The sequence below is a fragment of the Acinetobacter sp. YH12137 genome, assembly GCF_013418535.1.
Taxonomy (GTDB): domain Bacteria; phylum Pseudomonadota; class Gammaproteobacteria; order Pseudomonadales; family Moraxellaceae; genus Acinetobacter.
Map to the genome: position 1 here is coordinate 1 of NZ_VPBW01000014.1, position 18,622 is coordinate 18,622.

General features: G+C 40.1%; 14 protein-coding genes, 1 other RNA gene and 1 pseudogene. 5 read left to right on the forward strand and 11 right to left on the reverse strand.

Features of this window, described 5'->3' with window-relative positions:
• Nucleotides 1–119: pseudogene (locus FTU72_RS08860) on the forward strand (IS30 family transposase); the annotation flags it as partial.
• A gap of 1,685 nt (nt 120–1,804) precedes the next feature.
• On the opposite strand, the gene FTU72_RS08865 reads toward FTU72_RS08860, so the two are convergent.
• The 6 genes from FTU72_RS08865 to ssrA form a co-directional block, all read right to left on the reverse strand.
• Nucleotides 1,805–4,099, reverse strand: a complete 2,295-nt coding sequence (locus tag FTU72_RS08865; protein ID WP_180052716.1) for a hypothetical protein — start codon at nt 4,097–4,099, stop codon at nt 1,805–1,807.
• Between the two features lie 23 nt (nt 4,100–4,122).
• Nucleotides 4,123–4,635, reverse strand: a complete 513-nt coding sequence (locus FTU72_RS08870) for a hypothetical protein (protein WP_180052717.1) — start codon at nt 4,633–4,635, stop codon at nt 4,123–4,125.
• Between the two features lie 218 nt (nt 4,636–4,853).
• Nucleotides 4,854–5,099 (reverse strand): transcriptional regulator, encoded by a 246-nt coding sequence (locus FTU72_RS08875; protein ID WP_180052718.1) that lies wholly within the window; start codon nt 5,097–5,099, stop codon nt 4,854–4,856.
• A 122-nt stretch (nt 5,100–5,221) separates the two neighbouring features.
• Complete coding sequence (locus tag FTU72_RS08880; protein ID WP_180052719.1) at nt 5,222–6,022, reverse strand: hypothetical protein; 801 nt, start codon at nt 6,020–6,022, stop codon at nt 5,222–5,224.
• Between the two features lie 74 nt (nt 6,023–6,096).
• Nucleotides 6,097–7,296 carry a tyrosine-type recombinase/integrase gene (locus tag FTU72_RS08885; RefSeq protein ID WP_180052720.1) on the reverse strand — a complete coding sequence of 400 codons (1,200 nt, stop codon included), beginning with the start codon at nt 7,294–7,296 and terminating at the stop codon, nt 6,097–6,099.
• A 174-nt stretch (nt 7,297–7,470) separates the two neighbouring features.
• Nucleotides 7,471–7,830, reverse strand: a transfer-messenger RNA (tmRNA) gene (gene ssrA, locus FTU72_RS08890).
• A gap of 130 nt (nt 7,831–7,960) precedes the next feature.
• On the opposite strand from ssrA, the gene glpK reads away from it, so the two are divergent.
• Nucleotides 7,961–9,445 (forward strand): glycerol kinase GlpK, encoded by a 1,485-nt coding sequence (gene glpK / locus FTU72_RS08895; RefSeq protein WP_180012826.1) that lies wholly within the window; start codon nt 7,961–7,963, stop codon nt 9,443–9,445.
• Between the two features lie 52 nt (nt 9,446–9,497).
• On the opposite strand, the gene FTU72_RS08900 is transcribed toward glpK, so the two are convergent.
• The 3 genes from FTU72_RS08900 to FTU72_RS08910 all read right to left on the reverse strand — a co-directional run bounded on the left by FTU72_RS08900 (nt 9,498) and on the right by FTU72_RS08910 (nt 12,939).
• A complete protein-coding gene (locus FTU72_RS08900; RefSeq protein WP_180052721.1) occupies nt 9,498–11,024 on the reverse strand; it encodes a DHA2 family efflux MFS transporter permease subunit in 1,527 nt (508 codons plus the stop codon).
• Between the two features lie 6 nt (nt 11,025–11,030).
• Nucleotides 11,031–12,176 carry an HlyD family efflux transporter periplasmic adaptor subunit gene (locus FTU72_RS08905; protein ID WP_179992940.1) on the reverse strand — a complete coding sequence of 382 codons (1,146 nt, stop codon included), beginning with the start codon at nt 12,174–12,176 and terminating at the stop codon, nt 11,031–11,033.
• Nucleotides 12,177–12,441: 265 nt separating this feature from the next.
• Nucleotides 12,442–12,939, reverse strand: coding sequence for a thioesterase family protein (locus tag FTU72_RS08910; RefSeq protein WP_034703122.1), 498 nt, complete (start codon nt 12,937–12,939; stop codon nt 12,442–12,444).
• A gap of 105 nt (nt 12,940–13,044) precedes the next feature.
• Between FTU72_RS08910 and hemB the strand changes: the two genes are divergently transcribed.
• Together hemB and thiO are read left to right on the forward strand one after the other, a co-directional pair.
• Nucleotides 13,045–14,058, forward strand: coding sequence for a porphobilinogen synthase (gene hemB, locus FTU72_RS08915; protein ID WP_180052722.1), 1,014 nt, complete (start codon nt 13,045–13,047; stop codon nt 14,056–14,058).
• A 20-nt stretch (nt 14,059–14,078) separates the two neighbouring features.
• Nucleotides 14,079–15,200: a glycine oxidase ThiO gene (gene thiO / locus FTU72_RS08920; protein ID WP_180011393.1), complete on the forward strand. Its 1,122-nt coding sequence runs from the start codon at nt 14,079–14,081 to the stop codon at nt 15,198–15,200.
• Here the strand turns inward: thiO and FTU72_RS08925 are convergent.
• The gene (locus FTU72_RS08925) at nt 15,189–16,094 is read right to left on the reverse strand and encodes a TIGR01777 family oxidoreductase (protein ID WP_180052723.1); all 906 of its coding nucleotides are present in this window, start codon (nt 16,092–16,094) and stop codon (nt 15,189–15,191) included. The genes thiO and FTU72_RS08925 overlap by 12 nt on opposite strands.
• 195 nt (nt 16,095–16,289) lie before the next feature.
• Entirely contained in the window at nt 16,290–16,736 is a 447-nt protein-coding gene (locus FTU72_RS08930; protein ID WP_180052724.1) for an ABZJ_00895 family protein, read from the reverse strand.
• A gap of 629 nt (nt 16,737–17,365) precedes the next feature.
• On the opposite strand from FTU72_RS08930, the gene FTU72_RS08935 reads away from it, so the two are divergent.
• Nucleotides 17,366–18,619 (forward strand): exonuclease SbcCD subunit D C-terminal domain-containing protein, encoded by a 1,254-nt coding sequence (locus FTU72_RS08935; RefSeq protein WP_180052725.1) that lies wholly within the window; start codon nt 17,366–17,368, stop codon nt 18,617–18,619.
• Nucleotides 18,620–18,622: the final 3 nt, after the last annotated feature.

Below are 18,622 nucleotides of genomic sequence, written 5' to 3' on the forward strand. Positions count from 1 at the left end.
TCGCCATGTCACTGAATACTCGTCCTAGAAAAGCGTTAGATTGGCTTACACCATTAGAGAAATTTGCTCAGCTTGTTGATTATCATAAGGCTTTTGAAACTGTCGCACCTCATGTTTGAATTCGCCCTATTATGTTTAATCTCCCTTCCATTTTGTGAATGTTTTCTGTTTTTCTTGCTACGGTCCCCAATGGATTTGACAGCCAAAATATGAGTGTAGATATCTTCAAACTCTTCTTCATCTATGGCTTGCAGGTCTAAATCATTGCTCACAACATATAAAAAAAGTTCGTCAATAAATGATGATTTATAAGTATCTAAAGAACTAAGTTTAATACCTTTTTTATTTTTACCAGAGTCAATCGATTTTATATTTTTCAGGCATTCCAAATACCAAGTAATCACAACAATCTGAACACTAACAAGAGCAATATCTTTTGATGAACTATATTGCCGGGAAGAATAACTGTTTTGAAGTAAGCTAAGATCCTTTGAAAATTCAGCTATAACTTCACTCACACTTAGGTTACTACCCCCTAAGGTTCTCACTAAGCTCTTTTTAATATCTGCGGCACAGTGATAATCTGTATTCAAATTTCGAATCTGCTCCAACTTAGCCTTCTTCAATTCCGTATAGTAAAAATTATCTACAACAGCTTGATTGATGCTCTTTTTTTTAGACGTCTGAGTACTGTCATGTTTATCAATTCCTTCCATTGCTTTTAAGGATGAATAAGAAAGCGCCGAGTAATTAAAAACTCCCTTAGATAAAGCAATAAGAAAACCATCTAATGTATTTTTCGCTCCAAAATACTGTACGTAATCTAAATGATCAAAAATCTTATATCTATTCTTTGAAAAAATCTTAATAACAGCATGTTCTTGATCTACATCTTGTAAGCCCGATAAGATTTTTTCATCTAAAATTTCTCCCTTTAAATTAATTATAGAATCAATCAGTTGCAATAATTCTTGATCTACTTGTCTTTTTTCTGGTTGCGTTTCTATTTCAATTTCATTTATCAGTCGAATTAACATCAATAAACTTATTGGAGTCAGATATATTTGTTTAACTTGATATGATTTTTCATCGTAGATTAAATTCGCATAAGACGAATTTTCTAGAGGATAGCTATATAAACAAGCAAATTTTGAAATGTTTTTACCGTATGCCGATACAAGACCACCTGATAACTCAAATGGTGAAACTCTATCATTCGAGTATGTATCCCTCACTGATTTTAGAATTGCGATCAAATCAGCTCGTGTCCGACATCCACAGTCAAATATGAGAGCTAATAAGAACTGTCGAAACAGAAATTGTTTTTGTTCGAATGTCGTAGATGGATTGAATTTACTTGTCTTAAGCTTATGCGGTAACTGCTTCTGCCAAAAACCATCCAGCTTTAGCTTAAAATCACGTAATTCCCTTCCAAACTGTAATTTAATTTGGGTAGATTCAATATCTTTAATATTAGATGGAAAAGAACTGATTGTGATCAGTGGTATTTCATAATTACCAGCTAGCCATTGTATCTTTGATTCAACCTCCTGTTTATTTTGTACACATAAATCTGTCCAATATTGCCATCCAGCTTTTAAGTCATTAGCATCCAATTTTTGTGATTTGAAATATTTATTAACTTGAGCTCTCGCCTTATACATCTTATTAATAATTTTATCGTTAAGCTTAAGCTTTAAATTATGCTCCACAACCTCTTCAACGAGCATATTTGAAATACTCTCAAACAAGCTCTTAGCCATAGACTCCAACTCTTTATTTAATTTCTCTAATTTTTCATTATTCACAAAGAAATCCCCACAGATATTAATTCAAGCTTTTTAAAAAGCTTGCTCAAAGCATCCTGGATTTGTGTTTTATAAGCATATGGCTGTAAAGATGATAATTTAGAAAATCCAATTTCACCTTGTTGATCATGCGCATACCATGACTTAAAGACTGCATCTGGCAAATCAAGGGTATTCCTTACAAAATGTCGAATCCAATTGGGGTATAACGGCTCAATTTCAGGGAAATTAAATGCGAGGTAAGAAGCCACATCTTTCTGAGTTAAAGGACTTATTTTTATATTCATGAATCCTGCATTTTTCTTCCAATAATGAAGATAATAGTTATCCTCACTTTGAGTTAATATCCCTGAATCCATAAGGGATGTAATGAATTTTTCATAAAGCTTTAATTCATCAACAACAAATTCGGTCAGTGGTGAAAAGCGACCATGAGGTCGTGATTGGCTTTGTTTGTCATGAATGTAAACTATGCCTGTAATGAAGTCATAGTTATCCTTGATACTCGATGCGCCAACTACTGGGCGTGCTCCTGAAGATAATAGACAACAAATCCAAATCCAAACACTGAAAGCATTAAATCGTTCTTCAATTGATTTCTTATCCCTTAATATCTCAATAACATGCTTGTTCAGTGAATTTAAGAATTTTTTCGCCTGATTAAATGACCAAGCGCGCTGACTTCCTACACGTTCATCATTTTTAGCTTGAATAAATTGAGGACAATCTAGTGCATGACTATCATATTTATTCTGGAACCAAAGCCATACGTATTTCTCATACGAATCATTTAACTGTTTATAAGAAAAACCACCGTATGCCAGATCGGGTTGATGTGAAACTTGTTTACCGATCTGAAAGCTTTTCTGTAAATCATCTTTACAAATTCGATGTAAATGCAATGAGAGTTGTGAGCTGATATGGGTAATCGATAGATTTCCAATACAATAACCAAAGAAACACTCTTTCAAATACTGATTAAAATCAGTATTTGTGTAGTTATTTAGCTGAGCCTCTTTGATACGATTAATCCACATTGCAGGGATTTGGAATGCCCAACTAGAATGTTGATTCAGCCTATTCCCTTTTTTTGCAATTTCACCATCTAACCTTTTATTAACATCTGCATCAACCGTCCATAAATAATAATCATTACTAGAAGAACGTCTTAATTTCTTAATTTCAAATAGGTAATCGACATATTGAAAGACAACAGGACTCAATCCTGTAGATAAGGACATCAAGAAACAAGCCGCCATGGCAGATTCTTCTATGTCTTTATTGTCCTGTAGTTCGTCACCTAAGACCTGATAAATAACTTTCAAAAAAGGTGGGTCGATATAGTAAACATTACTCACAGTAGGTTCGTGTACATGATCCAGGTATCTACGCAATACTTGCTGATCAACAAGAGTTGATAATCTGCGTGTATTCTCATCTTGACTAAAATCATATTGATGACTTTTTACATCTTCATTTTCTTCATCGTCATCCTTTGCATGAGCATCAGAATAGTCAGAGTAGCTGTCTACTACCAAAGGTGGATCGATAAAACTTAAAATAGAAACCTCTGTGTCCTCAAGTGAGGGTTGAGCTTTTTTTCTATTCACCTGTACTTTTTCATCATAGTAGAGATTTTCAACAGCCACCCTATATTCATCTAAATAGCGATTTAATGATTTTTCAATCTGATTATTTTTCTGTGCATTGAAAACTAGACAAGTAGCAATTGTTCGGTCTTTGTGATGTTTAGCATAATTACTAAATTCTTTTTTCGAAAGCTTTAATGGATCAACATCTATAATTGCTCTAAAATAGAAAACAAGATTGGTTAATACATCATCTACACATTTATCAAAGTTTTTACCCACCACTCTAAGTAATAAGTACAATGTATAGTTTATTCTTTGGACTTTTAATTCTGAGTCATCAAGCTTCAAAAGCAATCCAGACAAAAACATTACATAATTTAAAATTTCAAAAGTTTTATTATTTATCTCAATTCTAGTACCATTATTTAATTTTTTAGAATTATTGCATAGTATCGAGATACTCAAAAACCCCAATATATGCTTATATTTAGTTCTTTGCTGATATTTGCAAATATTAAAATACAACATCTCACAGCGATCTATTAGAATTTCAAAACTATCTTTATCTATAAAATTCAAATGAAAATCTTGAACATATTCAAAATTTAAAACCGCAATTCTTTCACCATATCCAGAAATTTTTTTCTCAAAATCATTACAATGATTTTCAAGATCTTCCTGATTTAAAATTTCACCCATTTTAATTAACTCCAAAATAACTCTTAATATTCATTAAAATTCTTAGGCAATTTAAAAAATTTCACAAAATCACTCTTATATAATTTTTCATGATTAGAATATCCACGTTTTTTAAACACCTCCTTATTAATATAAAACCTTATTTCCGTCTTATCTTTTTGGTTTAAATATTCAAAAATCCTGTTAAACAAATAATTTCTTGATTCCTTCTTAATTGAAGCACTTTTTAAATAATCAAAAAGCTCGAACCAAAAAACATAACTTGTTTGAGCCTCAACCCAAACCTTCTGATCTTGCTTGATCGAATCCGGTAAATAAGCACATGCTGTTTTAAAACATTCAAGATCGTCACTGATTCGTTTAGCAATTGAAGTAAGTATTTGGCCTTGGACCTTCTTTTGCAGGGTTACACTAGAGCCAGTTTGATTAAGTACAGTCTTAAGTATGTCCAATTGAGTTTTTTCAACCACAATCTTCGAGTGACTCGTACTACGATGTTTGACTTTTTGCTTTGATTTTGAATATTTTTTGGACATTATGAACTCCAAAAATAATGCTCTAAAAATTCAGTTTGGCTTTTTTAAGCGTAGCAAAGCCTAGAGCATAAATTCAAAAAGAATTTAAACTGATGTTATATTTAGAGATTATTAAAATTTATTTTCGGGTTGAGATAGTATTTCTTGTTATTGCCTGCTTTTTTATACCTAAATATAATGAGCTTTAAGAACAGGAAAAACTATCTCAATTTAATTGATTAACGAGACTTTTTTAGATTCTCATGCCATTCAACAATTTCGTTATAATCAAAATAAATTGCGGCTTGACGTTTATCATTTTGCTTTATTGCTACTGGAAAGTTGGGGTCAGTTTCCCTTAACTCTCTAATGGTCTGTGGGGTAACATCAAGCATCTTACATAATGTTGACTGCTTAATACGAAGTCTTTCGTCAAGGAATACTTTACCAGTACTCACTTTGACCTCCACTTTATCTTTCTTCATGAGATCACTCCTAACTTCTCTAAGATCTGCGAAGATTTATACAAATCATTCAAGGTAGGAGTGAACACACCGATTTGATATTTAGGTGACACCTCAGTGTAAACACTTGTTTTATAATGTATTTATTTTTTATCAGTGACAACATATTGGGGTTTTGGATTTGTTATTTTTTCAATTTCTTTTATAAAAGTCTGGTTGATATCATATTTTCTATCTAAATCCATAGCGCATAATTGAAATAAATCTGTATGCTTTAAGTTTTTCTCAGTTTTATAATATTTTTTTTCAACATACATAGAACAATAAGCATCAATTATAACCATTATTTTTTTGGGAAAATCTCCATTTAAATTACTTTTATTAAATTCAGATAATTTTCTCAGATATTCCTCCACATTAGTAAACCCGCCAATATCTTCATCATTTTCAATAGAAAAATTATTATTTATAGCCTTTTCATTCTCCAACCCACCAAGAAGATTTAATAAACATTTTCTTTCAACAAATAAATTATTCATTTTTAAATTAAGATCTAAATTTATTTTTTTAGAAAAAAATTCTCCAAATTTTGCAGGTAAATTAATATTACTTGGCCCATTTAACAAGCAGACCAATTCATCACCATTAATAGCAGTGTTTACTATAAATTCACTCTTTAAATCTAAACTCCTAACAATATTATAGATATTTTTTATGTTAAAAGCCTTGTTATCTAGTTTTAGATATCCTTCATACCTAACAACTTCAAAAATATTTTTATCTAAATCCTTACAATCAACTTGATTATCTGTTAGGCCAACAAATCCATCATAATAAAAATATAAGCTTAGATTAGAGCTCTTAATAGCATCTACAATTTCTGCTCCATAAATATCATTTGCTTTTAGTTCTTCTAACTTTTCAATTATTGGTAATAAAGTCATAAAAAAGGTAAGGTTTGTTGATAACCTTACCTTTATAATGCCTATTAGACATTTTGTGAAAATTATTGAGTTTTTTATGCTGAAATTTTATCCAAATGATCAGCATATTCCTGCATTATCACTACACGTTGAGGCAAATACTTCGCTTTATTATATTTACCCTCAACACCGCCTTTTACATGTGCAAGTGAAAATTCAACATGTCGTTCATCATAATCATGTTCATTAAGAATCGTTGATGCGATATGCCTAAATCCATGCGGTGTTTGACGACCTTGATATCCCAAACGACGTAAAGCCATTATGAATACAGTTTCTGAAGCAGGTTCGCTTGGATTCAATCTACTCGGAAACAAATATTCACTTTTAGGATTAAGCTCTTTCAACCGTAGTAATAATTTACAGACTTGCTTTGACAATGGGACTATGTGCTCACGTCTTTTTTTCATTCGCTCAGCTGGAATAGACCATAACTTCTTTTCTAAATTAAATTCACTCCAGGTCGCTTCTCTAAGTTCAGAAGGTCTGCAGAATAGATAGCTTAAAAGCATTAGGCCTATTCTAGTGTCTTCTGTCGGATATCTACGAATTGTTCTAAGCAATTCAGGAACGTCTTCTGTTCGTACATGGGGCATACTTTTGGGAGTAGCTGGTTCTAGATATTTATGTATACCTTCAAGCGGATTATATTCTATGCGCCCTGTAACCTTTGCTAAATTATAAATATCCCGACACATTGTTAAAATTCTCTTAACCTGTTCGTTAATACCTTGCTCAGCTTGGATACTTCTTAAATGATTGAACCATTCAACGGCCAAAATCGTATCAAAAGGCCTATGACCAAACTTAGGAAAAATATGTTTTTCCAAAGCACCTTTATTTCTTACAAAAGTCCCTTCGACCCAACTTCCTTTACGGATTTCCAACCATTCTTGTGCGAGAGCCTTAAATAAATCTTTGCGCTCATTCAACTCTTTTTCTTGAAATTGTTTCTTAGTAAAAACTGGATTTTTACCATCAACAATATCATTAAGTAATTCCCGAGCTTTTTTTCTTGCCTTAGCACCTGATATTAGCGGATAAGAGCCCAAACTAATCCAAGACCATTTTCCATCTTCTTTTTTATACCGAAAAACCCAAGATTTTTTCCCACTTGGAGCAACCCTAAAATAAAGATTTTCGCTGTCTTTAATTCGGTACTCACTTGCCTCAGGTTCTAGATTTTCCAATGCTGTATCAGCGATCGGAAAACGCTTTATTTGTGTCCGCTTCATGATTTGTACACATCCAGTTCAATTTTTCCGCTGTGTACACCCTACGTGTACAGCTTCACTTCAAAATGTTCTTAAATGATATGCAATGATCTTAAAACAAAAAAGGCTTGAACCCTTAGGATTCAAGCCTTTAGCCGAAGATCTTTGAAGATCTTCGGATTTACTTTTGAATTTTGGTGGAGATGGCGGGAGTTGAACCCGCGTCCGCCAACATTACGCTCGAGAATACTACATGCTTAGATATCGTCTATTGTTTTAACACCAAGAGACCCGACGAACAGGGTTCAAGGTGCGATCCTCTAGATTTGGTATAAAGCCCCGAGGCTTGACTCTATACGGACTTGTGTGCGTTCGCTTCAGTCGGGATCTCTAACCACAAGTATTCAGAGATGCGGACAAGCAGCCCTTAGGCTGCTAGAGCGTAAGTTTCGTCGTTTGCGACTATTTAAATGCAAATTTTATTTACGAGAGAAAATGCGCTCTCGGCATGCATCTATGAGTTTCATCATCGGCGTCGAAGCCAAGAACATCCCCAAAGTACAAGCTCATCATAGCATAACTGGCAAAAAATACGATGCATTTTCTACACAAATACACTTTTGAATGCGCCTGATTACATAATTGCGCTAATATTTCATAATTCAAGTCAGCATTTAAAAAAATTATGAGCTATTTATTGGCACTCGACCAGGGAACGACATCTAGCCGTGCAATCATCTTTAATGAACACGGACAGATTCAGGCAACAGCTCAACGCGAAACCCATATCCAGACCCCACATTCCGGCTGGGTCGAACAGGATGCACAGGAAATCTGGAGCTCGCAAATTGCAGTGGTACAACAGGCGCTTGCTACTGCCCGGATTCTGGCCAAAGATATTAAAGCGATTGGCCTGACCAACCAGCGTGAAACGACTGTGGTATGGGATTGTCGTAATGGGAAGCCTCTTGCACCAGCGATTATCTGGCAGGATCGTCGTGCAACAGACTGGTGTAATCAGCTGATACAGCAAGGCCAGATGGATCAGGTACAACAAAAAACCGGGCTACGGATTGATCCTTATTTCAGTGCTGGCAAGCTGGTCTGGTTATTGGAACATGTGGATGGCTTACGTGAACTTGCAGAACAAGGTCATGTCGCTTTTGGCACTATTGATAGCTGGCTGATCTGGAACCTGACTCAAGGTGCCGAGCATATCATCGAAGCCAGTAATGCGTCCCGTACCATGTTGATGAATCTGCATACTCAACGCTGGGATGAGGAACTACTAGACCTATTTAATATCCCTGCTTCAGTCCTGCCACGAATCATCAGTTCCGATTGTCATATTGCAGATACAGCACCGGGTTTGTTAGGAGCCACCATTCCCATTACCGGCATTCTGGGTGATCAGCAATCTGCCTTGTTTGGCCAGTCTTGTTTCGAACCCGGTATGGCAAAAAATACCTATGGCACTGGCTGTTTTATGCTATTTAATACCGGCCATGACATTCAGCTCAGCCAGAATAAATTGCTTTCTACCCTCGCCTGGCAGGCACAGGAACAGACCAGTTATGCCTTAGAAGGTAGTGTTTTTATGGCCGGTGCAGTGGTGCAATGGCTACGTGATGGGCTTGGCATCATTCAAAAAAGCAGTGATATAGAGAAGCTAGCCTGTAAAGTTAAAGATACCGACGGCGTGGTCTTAGTTCCTGCCTTTACCGGACTGGGTGCACCGCATTGGGATAGTGAAGCGCGTGCCCTGCTTTGTGGTATGTCACGAGGAACCAATAAGGCTCATATTGCCCGTGCTGCATTGGAATCGATTGCCTTTCAGGTCTCCGATGTACTGACTGCCATGCAATCGGATATTGCTCACCCTTTAAAAGAGCTACGCGTCGATGGTGGCGCCAGCTGTAATGATATGCTGATGCAGTTTCAGGCTGACCTGCTGAATGTGCCTGTCTTGCGTCCAAAAATGCTGGAATCCACCGCTTGGGGTGCAGCAGCGATGGCAGGTTTAAAGTCAGGGGTATTTTCTAATTTAAATGAAATTTCTCAATCCTGGCAGCTAGATCGCGCCTTTGAACCGAAAATGCAGTCCGATGAACGTGAAGCCCATTTGGCCAAATGGCAAAATGCCTTAAAACGGGCCAAATCAGATTTATAATCCTATAAAAAACCGCTAAATATTTAGCGGTTTTTTTTAATTTTGGAAAATATTAATGTGATGGCATTCCACCGACACCCGCTTTCGGTCGTGGAGCTAGCCAGACAATTAAGGCTGCAAAAATAAAAACCATCGCCAAAATCAAAAATAGATGATTGGCTGACAGGGTTAAGGCTTCTTTATCCACCAGACTGGAAATATAACCCAAGGCACTGTCTGAACTCATGCCCTGAGCTATCAAGGTATTCTGGGTTTCTTCGACATTCAGTTTACCGACCAGCTCACTGCGTGCTACTTTACTGTGGTCATCCCAGATCGTGACTGCAATTGAAGCTCCGATCGCTCCAGCCATGGTCCGCAGAAAGTTCATCAAACCAGCCGCTGAAGCCATTTCCTGAGGCTGGACTGAGGCCAACGCCATATTGGAGAGTGGGATGAAGAAGAATGGTACCGCAAAACCTTGCAGAATCTGTGGCCAAGCCAATGCCATAAAATCCGCATCCGTAGTCCAGAAAGCGCGCATCAAAGTCACAACGGCAAGCAAGGTTAAACCAAAACTGGCCAGAATGCGCTGGTCATATTTAGTCGCCATCTTCGCCACAATCGGTGACATCAACAGGCTACCAAAACCCATGGTCGCGGTCAGATAACCTGCCCAAGTTGCGGTATAACCGAGATTAATCTGCACCCATTGCGGAATGAGAACAATACTGGAAAAGAAGGCACCGAAGGCAAAGGCCAATGACAGCACAGCAAAGGTAAACCCGCGATATCGGAAGATCCGGATATCTACGATCGGATGCCGCTCGGTCAGTTCCCAGATGGTAAAGATGATTAAACCAACTATGGCAAGCACCGCCAATGTGCTGATAAAGGAGCTGCTAAACCAGTCATGTTCATGACCAAGATCCAGCATCAACTGCAGCGCACCAATCCAAAGAATCAGTAAGAACAAACCACCTTTATCAATCTTCAAAGTATTGGTTTCAGTTTCTGCTGGTTTTAATAGCTTCAATGCAGCCAGACCGCAGAACAAACCCACCGGGATATTAATAAAGAAAATCCAGTGCCAAGACAGGTTATCACTAATCGTACCGCCGAGAATTGGACCGAGAATTGGACCGACAACGGTGGTCATCGCCCACATCCCCATCGCTTGGGATTGTTTTTCAGGTGGGAAAATTCGCAGTAATAAAGTCTGGCTTAGCGGCATGATTGGGCCACCGAACAACCCCTGCCCGATCCGGCAAAACACCAGCATTTCCAGACTGGTAGAAATCCCGCATAGAATCGAAAAAATGGTAAAACCCAGCAGGCAGACACCAAACAGGCGCACGCTACCAAAGCGACCCGCCAGCCATCCTGTCAAAGGTACACAGATCGCTTCTGCGACTGCATAAGAAGTAATGACCCAAGTACCTTGCGAGCTGGACACTGCCAGACTACCGGTAATATGCGGCACCGAGACATTGGCAATGGTCATGTCCAGCACGACCATGAAATTGGCCAATGCCAGCACAAAGGCCGCCAGCATCAGCTTGCCGCCAGTCAGATTCCCATATGGAACATATTTATTCATCGGGAATTACTTCTTGAAGTGGATTTCAGCTTCCATCGACAGACCCACACGTAGCGGATGCTCAGCCAGCTCTTTCGGATCCAGCTGAATACGCACTGGCAAACGCTGTACCACTTTGATCCAGTTACCCGTTGCATTCTGAGCCGGAATCAGAGCAAAAGCTGAACCTGTACCGCCAGAGAAGCCAACCACAGTGCCGTGATATTTCACCGATTTTCCATACAGGTCAGAGGTCAGTTCAGCTTTCTGCCCCACGCGGACCTTCTCCAACTGGCTTTCCTTGAAGTTTGCATCAACATAGAGCTGATCTACTGGTACGACCATCATCAGCATTGTACCTGGTGCAACACGTTGACCCACCTGAATTGAACGGCGTGAAACCACTCCATCAAATGGTGCCTTAATTACAGTACGTTCTAAATCCAGTTCAGCCTGTTTCAGCTTGGCTTCAGCCACAAGTACATCAGGAGTCGAATTTTCATTCGCACCTTGAATCAAGGCCTCATTCGCCGCTAAATTGCTTTGCGCTGCTTTCTGGCTGGATCTTGCTTGTGCCAGACCCGCTTCAGCAGAAGCTACGCCTGCTTTGGCAGTATCCAATGCAGATTGTGCGGTACTGAGTTCTTCTTTTGACACTGCACCGCTCGCACTGAGTTTTTCACGACGCGTATATTCATCTTGTGCTTTATGTAAGGCTGCCTGAGCCTGAGCCAGCTGAGCTTCGGCACTGCGAATCGCATCATCACTAACACCAATCTGTGAGCTTAAAGCCCCACTATTGGCCGCAGTCTGTTTGTACTGGCGCTTGGCTTTGGTCAGTTCTGCACGTGCCTGAGCCACTGCAATTTTGGCATCACGGTCATCGATTTTGGCCAGGATATCGCCCTGTTTGACCGCTTGGGTATCATGAACCAGTACTTCAGCGACCTGACCACTGACCATAGACGTAATAGAAGCCGTTTCAGCACCCACATAGGCATTTTCAGTACTGACTGAATTGTTCAGAAAGAATTTCCACACCAGAAACAGCACCAGTGCAATCACCATAAGGAGGGCAACAATACTCAGGGCTTTTTTACGTTTATTTTTTAAAGCTTGATCCGAAGTTGTATCTGATGCGTTTTCTGGCAGGGTGTCTTGTACATCTGTCATTGATTTTTTTTCCTAAATCCAACAGACTTGGTCACGCAGCCACACTGACCAGCACTGACATGAATGTATAGATTCATATCCCGTTTATTGATCAATGGGTAAAATGAGAAAGCCGTATTAATTTAATTTTCATGCATTCTAATAATAAAAATTAGAAAATATGCAAAAAAATATTACTCGGAAGTTTAAAAAGCTAAGCCCCTATTCCAGGAATAAGGGTTTAGTTCGGGCTCAGAGTAAGCCAGGATCGAGGAGATAAACTTAATTAATAGGCATATGAGGCAATCGCTGTGGCAATCGGCTTGTCATCATCATTGACCATAGTCATGCGCATGGTGCAACCCTTACGCCCCAAACGTAAGGTTTCTGCACGGGCAATAAAATATTTGCCACGACCGGGCGCCAGATAATCCACGCGCATATCTACTGTCGCCAGACGTGATACCTTTTTAATCGTATCGGCAATAGTTTCCGGTTCAGCTTTCTTGTACAGCTCACCCATCGCCACAATTCCGCCAATACTGTCGAGTATGGTCGCTGCAAGACCACCATGCAGAATCTGAAATGCCACATTGCCAATCATGAAATCCTGCATTTCAACATATGCTTCGATCTGACCATCGACCACCCGCATGGTCATGCCATTATGCTTAAAAAAAGGAGAGGTATTAAAAGCGTGTACCAACTGGTTTAAGACCACTTCAATATCCACTTTTGCACCTAAATGTATATTACCTGTCCAATTTCTTTCTGTCTTAGTCATAAGTCTGCCCGAAGCTACAACAATAAAAAACCGCTAATTTATGCCCAAAAAATTCAGATAGGGTTACAATAGGGGCCTAGTTTAATACTGATTACTGAGATTTTTATGACCTATACGTTCAATCGTCCCGCGTTTCCTGCAACTCGCATGCGTCGTATTCGTAAAAATGAGCATTTACGTTCTATGGTACGTGAAACCCATCTCAGTGCTGATCACTTGATTTATCCAGTATTTGTGCTGCCGGGACAAAATCAGACCCAAGACATTCCAAGTATGCCAAATGTGCAGCGCCTGTCTGCTGACTTGTTGTTAAAAAAATCAGAACGTTTGCTGGAACTGGGTGTCAATAAGCTGGCGCTGTTCCCAGTCACACCACAAGAAGATAAAAGTCTGACTGCAGAAGCCGCTTGGCATGAAGATGGCTTGGTACAGAAGACCGTTCGCCTGCTGAAAAAAGAATTACCGGAAATGGTGCTGATCACTGATGGCGCGCTAGACCCTTATACCACGCATGGCCAGGATGGCATCATTGATGAAACCGGTTACGTACTGAATGATGAAACGGTTGAAGCACTGATCAAGCAGACTTTAAGCCATGCCGAAGCCGGTGCTGATATTGTCGCGCCAAGTGACATGATGGATGGCCGCATCGGTGCAATTCGTCAGGCCTTTGAACAGAATGGCCATATCTATACCTCTATTATGGCTTATTCAGCCAAATATGCGTCTAGTTTCTACGGTCCATTCCGTGATGCGGTTGGTTCTGCCAGCAACCTGAAAAGCGGCAATAAATACAATTACCAAATGGATTTCGGTAACCGTGCCGAGGCACTGCATGAAATTGCTCTCGATATCCAGGAAGGTGCAGATATGGTGATTGTTAAACCGGGTATGCCTTATCTGGATGTGGTTCGTGAAGTCAAAGATACCTTCGGTGTACCTACTTTTATTTATCAAGTTAGTGGCGAATATGCCATGCTGGCTGCTGCGATTCAGAATGGCTGGTTATCTGATAGCGTGATTCTTGAATCCCTGATGTGCTGCCGCCGTGCCGGTGCAGATGGTATCTGGACCTACTTTGCGGAAGAAGCGGCGCTCAAACTGAAAGACATGAAATAAAATAGAAGGACCTTGGCGCAATGCATATCGCCATTATCGGAGCGGGCATCACCGGTTTGATGTCAGCTCTGGAATTGCTTGAACAGGGATGTTCTATTACGATTTTCGATCAGCAAGCGGCTGGACAGGCGGCCTCTTGGGCCGGAGGTGGTATCCTCTCCCCGATGTATCCCTGGCGTTATCCCGATGCCGTCAATGCCCTCGCCCGCCATGCCAAACCGCTGTATCAAGCCTGGAACCAGAAACTGCAACCGGTGACTGGCATTGATTTCCAGATTCACGAAACCGGTATGCTGATTTTTGATGAAACGGATTTTGAAATTGGACTGCGCTATGCCGAGCAATATCAGGATCCACAGCAACATGCCGAATATCTGAATCAGCCTCAAATCCAGCAAATCAATTCCAAAGTAGATCCGAAATTTAAACAGGCGATCTATTTTCCAGAACTTTCCAATATCCGCAATCCGCGACTGTTACAGTCCATTATTGCTTACCTTAAACAGCATCCGCGTGTCACTTGGCAAGAGCATTGCAATATTAGTCAGCTAAATATCCAGCAAGATTATGTACACAGTGTTTCCACTAAAAATGGCCTGAGCTTTAAAGCAGATCAGTTCGTCATTGCCACCGGTGCATGGTCTGCACGCTGGTCTGAACAGCTCGGTCTGGACATTCCAGTTCATCCGGTTCAAGGCCAGATGTTGCTCTTTAAAACACCAGAAAACTGGCTACCAACCATGTGCATGAACAAGGTCATGTATCTGATTCCACGTCGTGATGGTCATGTACTGTGTGGTTCCAGCATGCGTCAGGTCGGTTTTGATACTTCGCCTTCTGCTGAAATCCGTCAGGATATTTTGGAAGCCTGCCTGGAAATGGTACCGGAGCTGGCTGATTTCCCAATTGTGAAACAGTGGGCTGGTCTACGACCAAGCTCCCCGGATGGCATTCCCTATATCGGCAAAATTCCGCATCTGAACAATCTCTGGACCAATTTTGGCCAGTTCCGTAATGGCTTATGTATGGGTGCTGCTTCTGGAAAATTGCTGTCTCAGTTAATCCTGGAACAACCGACCATCGTAGATCCACAGCCTTATAGTCCGGTACAGCGTTTACAGCCGCACTCTTTAACGGTTTAAAATTTCAATCAAGGCTTCTTTCAGGGTCGGATAGCTAAATTCAAATCCGGCTTCCTGCAAAGCTTTGGGCTGGACATATTGACCATTCAGAATCAGTTGTGACTGTTCACCTAGCATCATTTTCATACTGCAAGCTGGTAAGGGCAATAAAGGTTTACGCTTCAGCACCTGTGCTGCGATCCGGACAAACTGCGCCTGACTGACTTTTTCTGGTGCAACCACATTAAATACCTGTTGCTGGGTCGACTGCTGCATCAGGAATTCGATCGCCCGCATGACATCCTGTAGATGTACCCAGGTCACCGGCTGACGCCCATGACCAATCCGGCCAAATATATTCAGCTTAATTGGCAATAACATCTGCGGAAGAATCCCGCCTCCTTGACCAAACACCACAGCAAAGCGAACAATTTTGGTGTCCTGCCCGGTATAGGACAAGGCCAGTTTTTCCCATTTCTCACACAGTTCTGACATAAAAATGGATTGTGGTGGACTTTGTTCAGTACACACCGTCTCCCAGTGTTCTTGCGGATCGATTCCATAGTAGCCGACCGCTGAAGTCGAAATAATACGTTTGGGCTTAATCTGATTTTTCTCTAGATAGTCATATAACTGCCTGGTGGTATTTAGCCGACTGTCCAGCAATTTCTTTTTCCGGGCGGCTGTCCAGCGACCCTGACCGATACTTTCACCAGCCAGATTAATCACATAGTCAATCTGATGATTTTTCAATTCTTCCAGATTATTAATCCAGTGAAAATCAGGATGCTCTTCTCGCAATTTTTTCTGCCGGGTCAGGCCGATCACGGCATAATCACGAGCCAGTAAAAATTTCACCAGATGGCTGCCAATAAAACCGCTGGCGCCTGTCATGAGGACTACAGGTTTATACATGGTTATTCTGTGCCATTATTATTGTATTGCTCAAATTATACGTCACTTATGAATCAGAATATTCGGGAAAGTGATATGGGTCGATGAATGCAAAATTGTCTCATCATGCCATACAGAAAACTTCTAATTTTCTATATAGCCTGATTTAGCATCTTGAATTTAATCTCAACGATTTTGATATAAAGAGTCGAAATCTTAGCCAAACATTTTTGCTGCCATACGCTGTGCCTGTTTGCCATAAAACCAGTAGGTCAGCAGATAAAGCGGAATCGCGATGAGCAGGAACATAATCACGACAATACTCATAAATTGGGGCTGTTGCAGATATAGTAAAAAGTCCTGCCAAGCATTCGGATTGGAACGCGTCGCAATAGCAATCCCTAGAATTAAAAACACCAGGTTATAACCCCAATAAATCAGGCTGAATCCTAAGGTAAACTTTTTACGCTCTGCCTGGGTGGGCGCCCGTTGCTCCTTTTTTAAAAATTTAAATAGTACCCAGATCATCGCCACCAGATAAGGCACAATGGTTAATACTGCGCCCATGCCAGTCGGCATTAACGCCGCTACAACCCCGCAAATGCAGGTAAAAACAAAGCATAAGAAAAAAAACCAGAGAAAATAGCGAGTTAGAGGCACCATTAGCAGGACTCAAGGACGATTAATCAACTAGTATAAAAAAAATTAATTTTTTTTTCATTTTATTGTCAACCTAAAGCGAGATGCTGACGTTATATAGGGTACAAGGTTCGGAAATTTGGACTGGCATCCACAAATTTTCGTTCTCTTTGCTAAAGCAATAAGTCCAGTGTTTTAGAAAATTTTGAATAGCAGCCAAAATTTTCACTATACACAAATCTTTGACCGACGATTTCATCATCACTCGAATCGTCGGTTTTTATTTTTTGGACGAACCGTTTTTAGCAATTCGCCTGCAAATCTTTATCAGCTTCTTATGCAGCATAAAATAATGATTACCTGTAGTTTTTCAAGTCTGTTTTTTGCAATTTTTATAAAAAATATTGGTTCTGCAATTCAGGTACTACAAAAAATGCCTGAAGTAAAATTTAAAATAAAAACGCTGGATTCAATACTTTATATATAAACATCACATTTTATTGATTTCACAAGTATTATTCTTATATCCAAAACTACGCTGGAAATAGTTTCAATGACGTGTAGCAATGAAATAGATCAAAATATTTTTTTCAAGTAGATTTTTAGTTGGGCTTTTTTCTATAGTAGGAGGGCAAAAATAAAGGTGGGTATACATGGCAGTTCATTTTCTACATACTTCTGATTGGCATTTGGGACAATTTTTCCATAACCATGACCGTGAATTTGAACATGCACAATTCCTGAATTGGCTTCTTGAACAAATCAAGGAAAAACAGCCACATGCCCTACTGATTGCCGGTGATATTTTTGATGTCATCAATCCCGCTTCCAGTGCCCAAAGACAGCTTTATCAATTCCTTGCCGATGCCCATGAACTGGCACCGCATATGCAAACCCTGATGATTGCCGGCAACCATGATTCAGGTTATCGAATTGAACAGGTTCAACCTTTATTGACCAAATTTAATGCTAAAGCGGTGGGTATTGTCGGCCGGACTGCGGACAATGCTCTTGATCTGGATCGTTTGCTGGTTCCGATTTATGACCAGCAGCTAGAGATTATTGCCTGGTGCCTAACCCTGCCTTATTTGCGTAGTGCCGAGATTACCGGTATTAATGAACATACCCATAATAGCCAGAATGCCATCAGCTATCTGCACCAACAGTTGATTGCCGAAGCCAAGGCACGTAAGCAGCCACATCAGGCGCTGATTCTTATGTCACATGCGCATATGCAAGGTGGTGAAACTTCCGATTCCGAACGGCCCATTATTGTCGGCAATGAAGAGGCTCTCTCAACGGCGCTATTTGATGAAGTCATTGATTATGTCGCTCTGGGACATCTGCACAAACCTCAAAAAGTCGGTCAGCCACATATCCGCTATAGTGGCTCCCCGATTCCCCTATCCTTTAGTGAGATCAACTATTCGCATCAGGTCGTTGAAGTCAGAATCGATCCTGAACAAAATGCTGAACAGCGTTTTCAGTTTGAAGCACTGAAAGTTCCTCGTACTGTCGAGCTGTTTAGAATCCGGGAAAATCTGGAAAATCTGCTCAGCAAAGTAAAAGCATTGCCGACTGGGGAAATTGAGCATCTGGCAGCACGACATTTTCTGGAAATTGAATACACTACTGATGCACCGCCACCAGTAGATTTACGTCAGCAGATTGAACAGGCACTGCCGCCAAATCGTTATCGTCTGCTACGCATCAGCCGGATTTATCAACGACAAGCAGAAGATCAGACCGATAGCTCTAAAATTGACTTGGCACCTCCAACACCAGAAACACTGTTTTTCAATATCTGGGAAAAAATGGGCTATAGCCAGGATCATTCGGTGCAGCAGGATTTTCAGCAGTTACTGGTCGAAGCCCAACATGAACTTGCACAAAAACAACAAGCTTAGGAT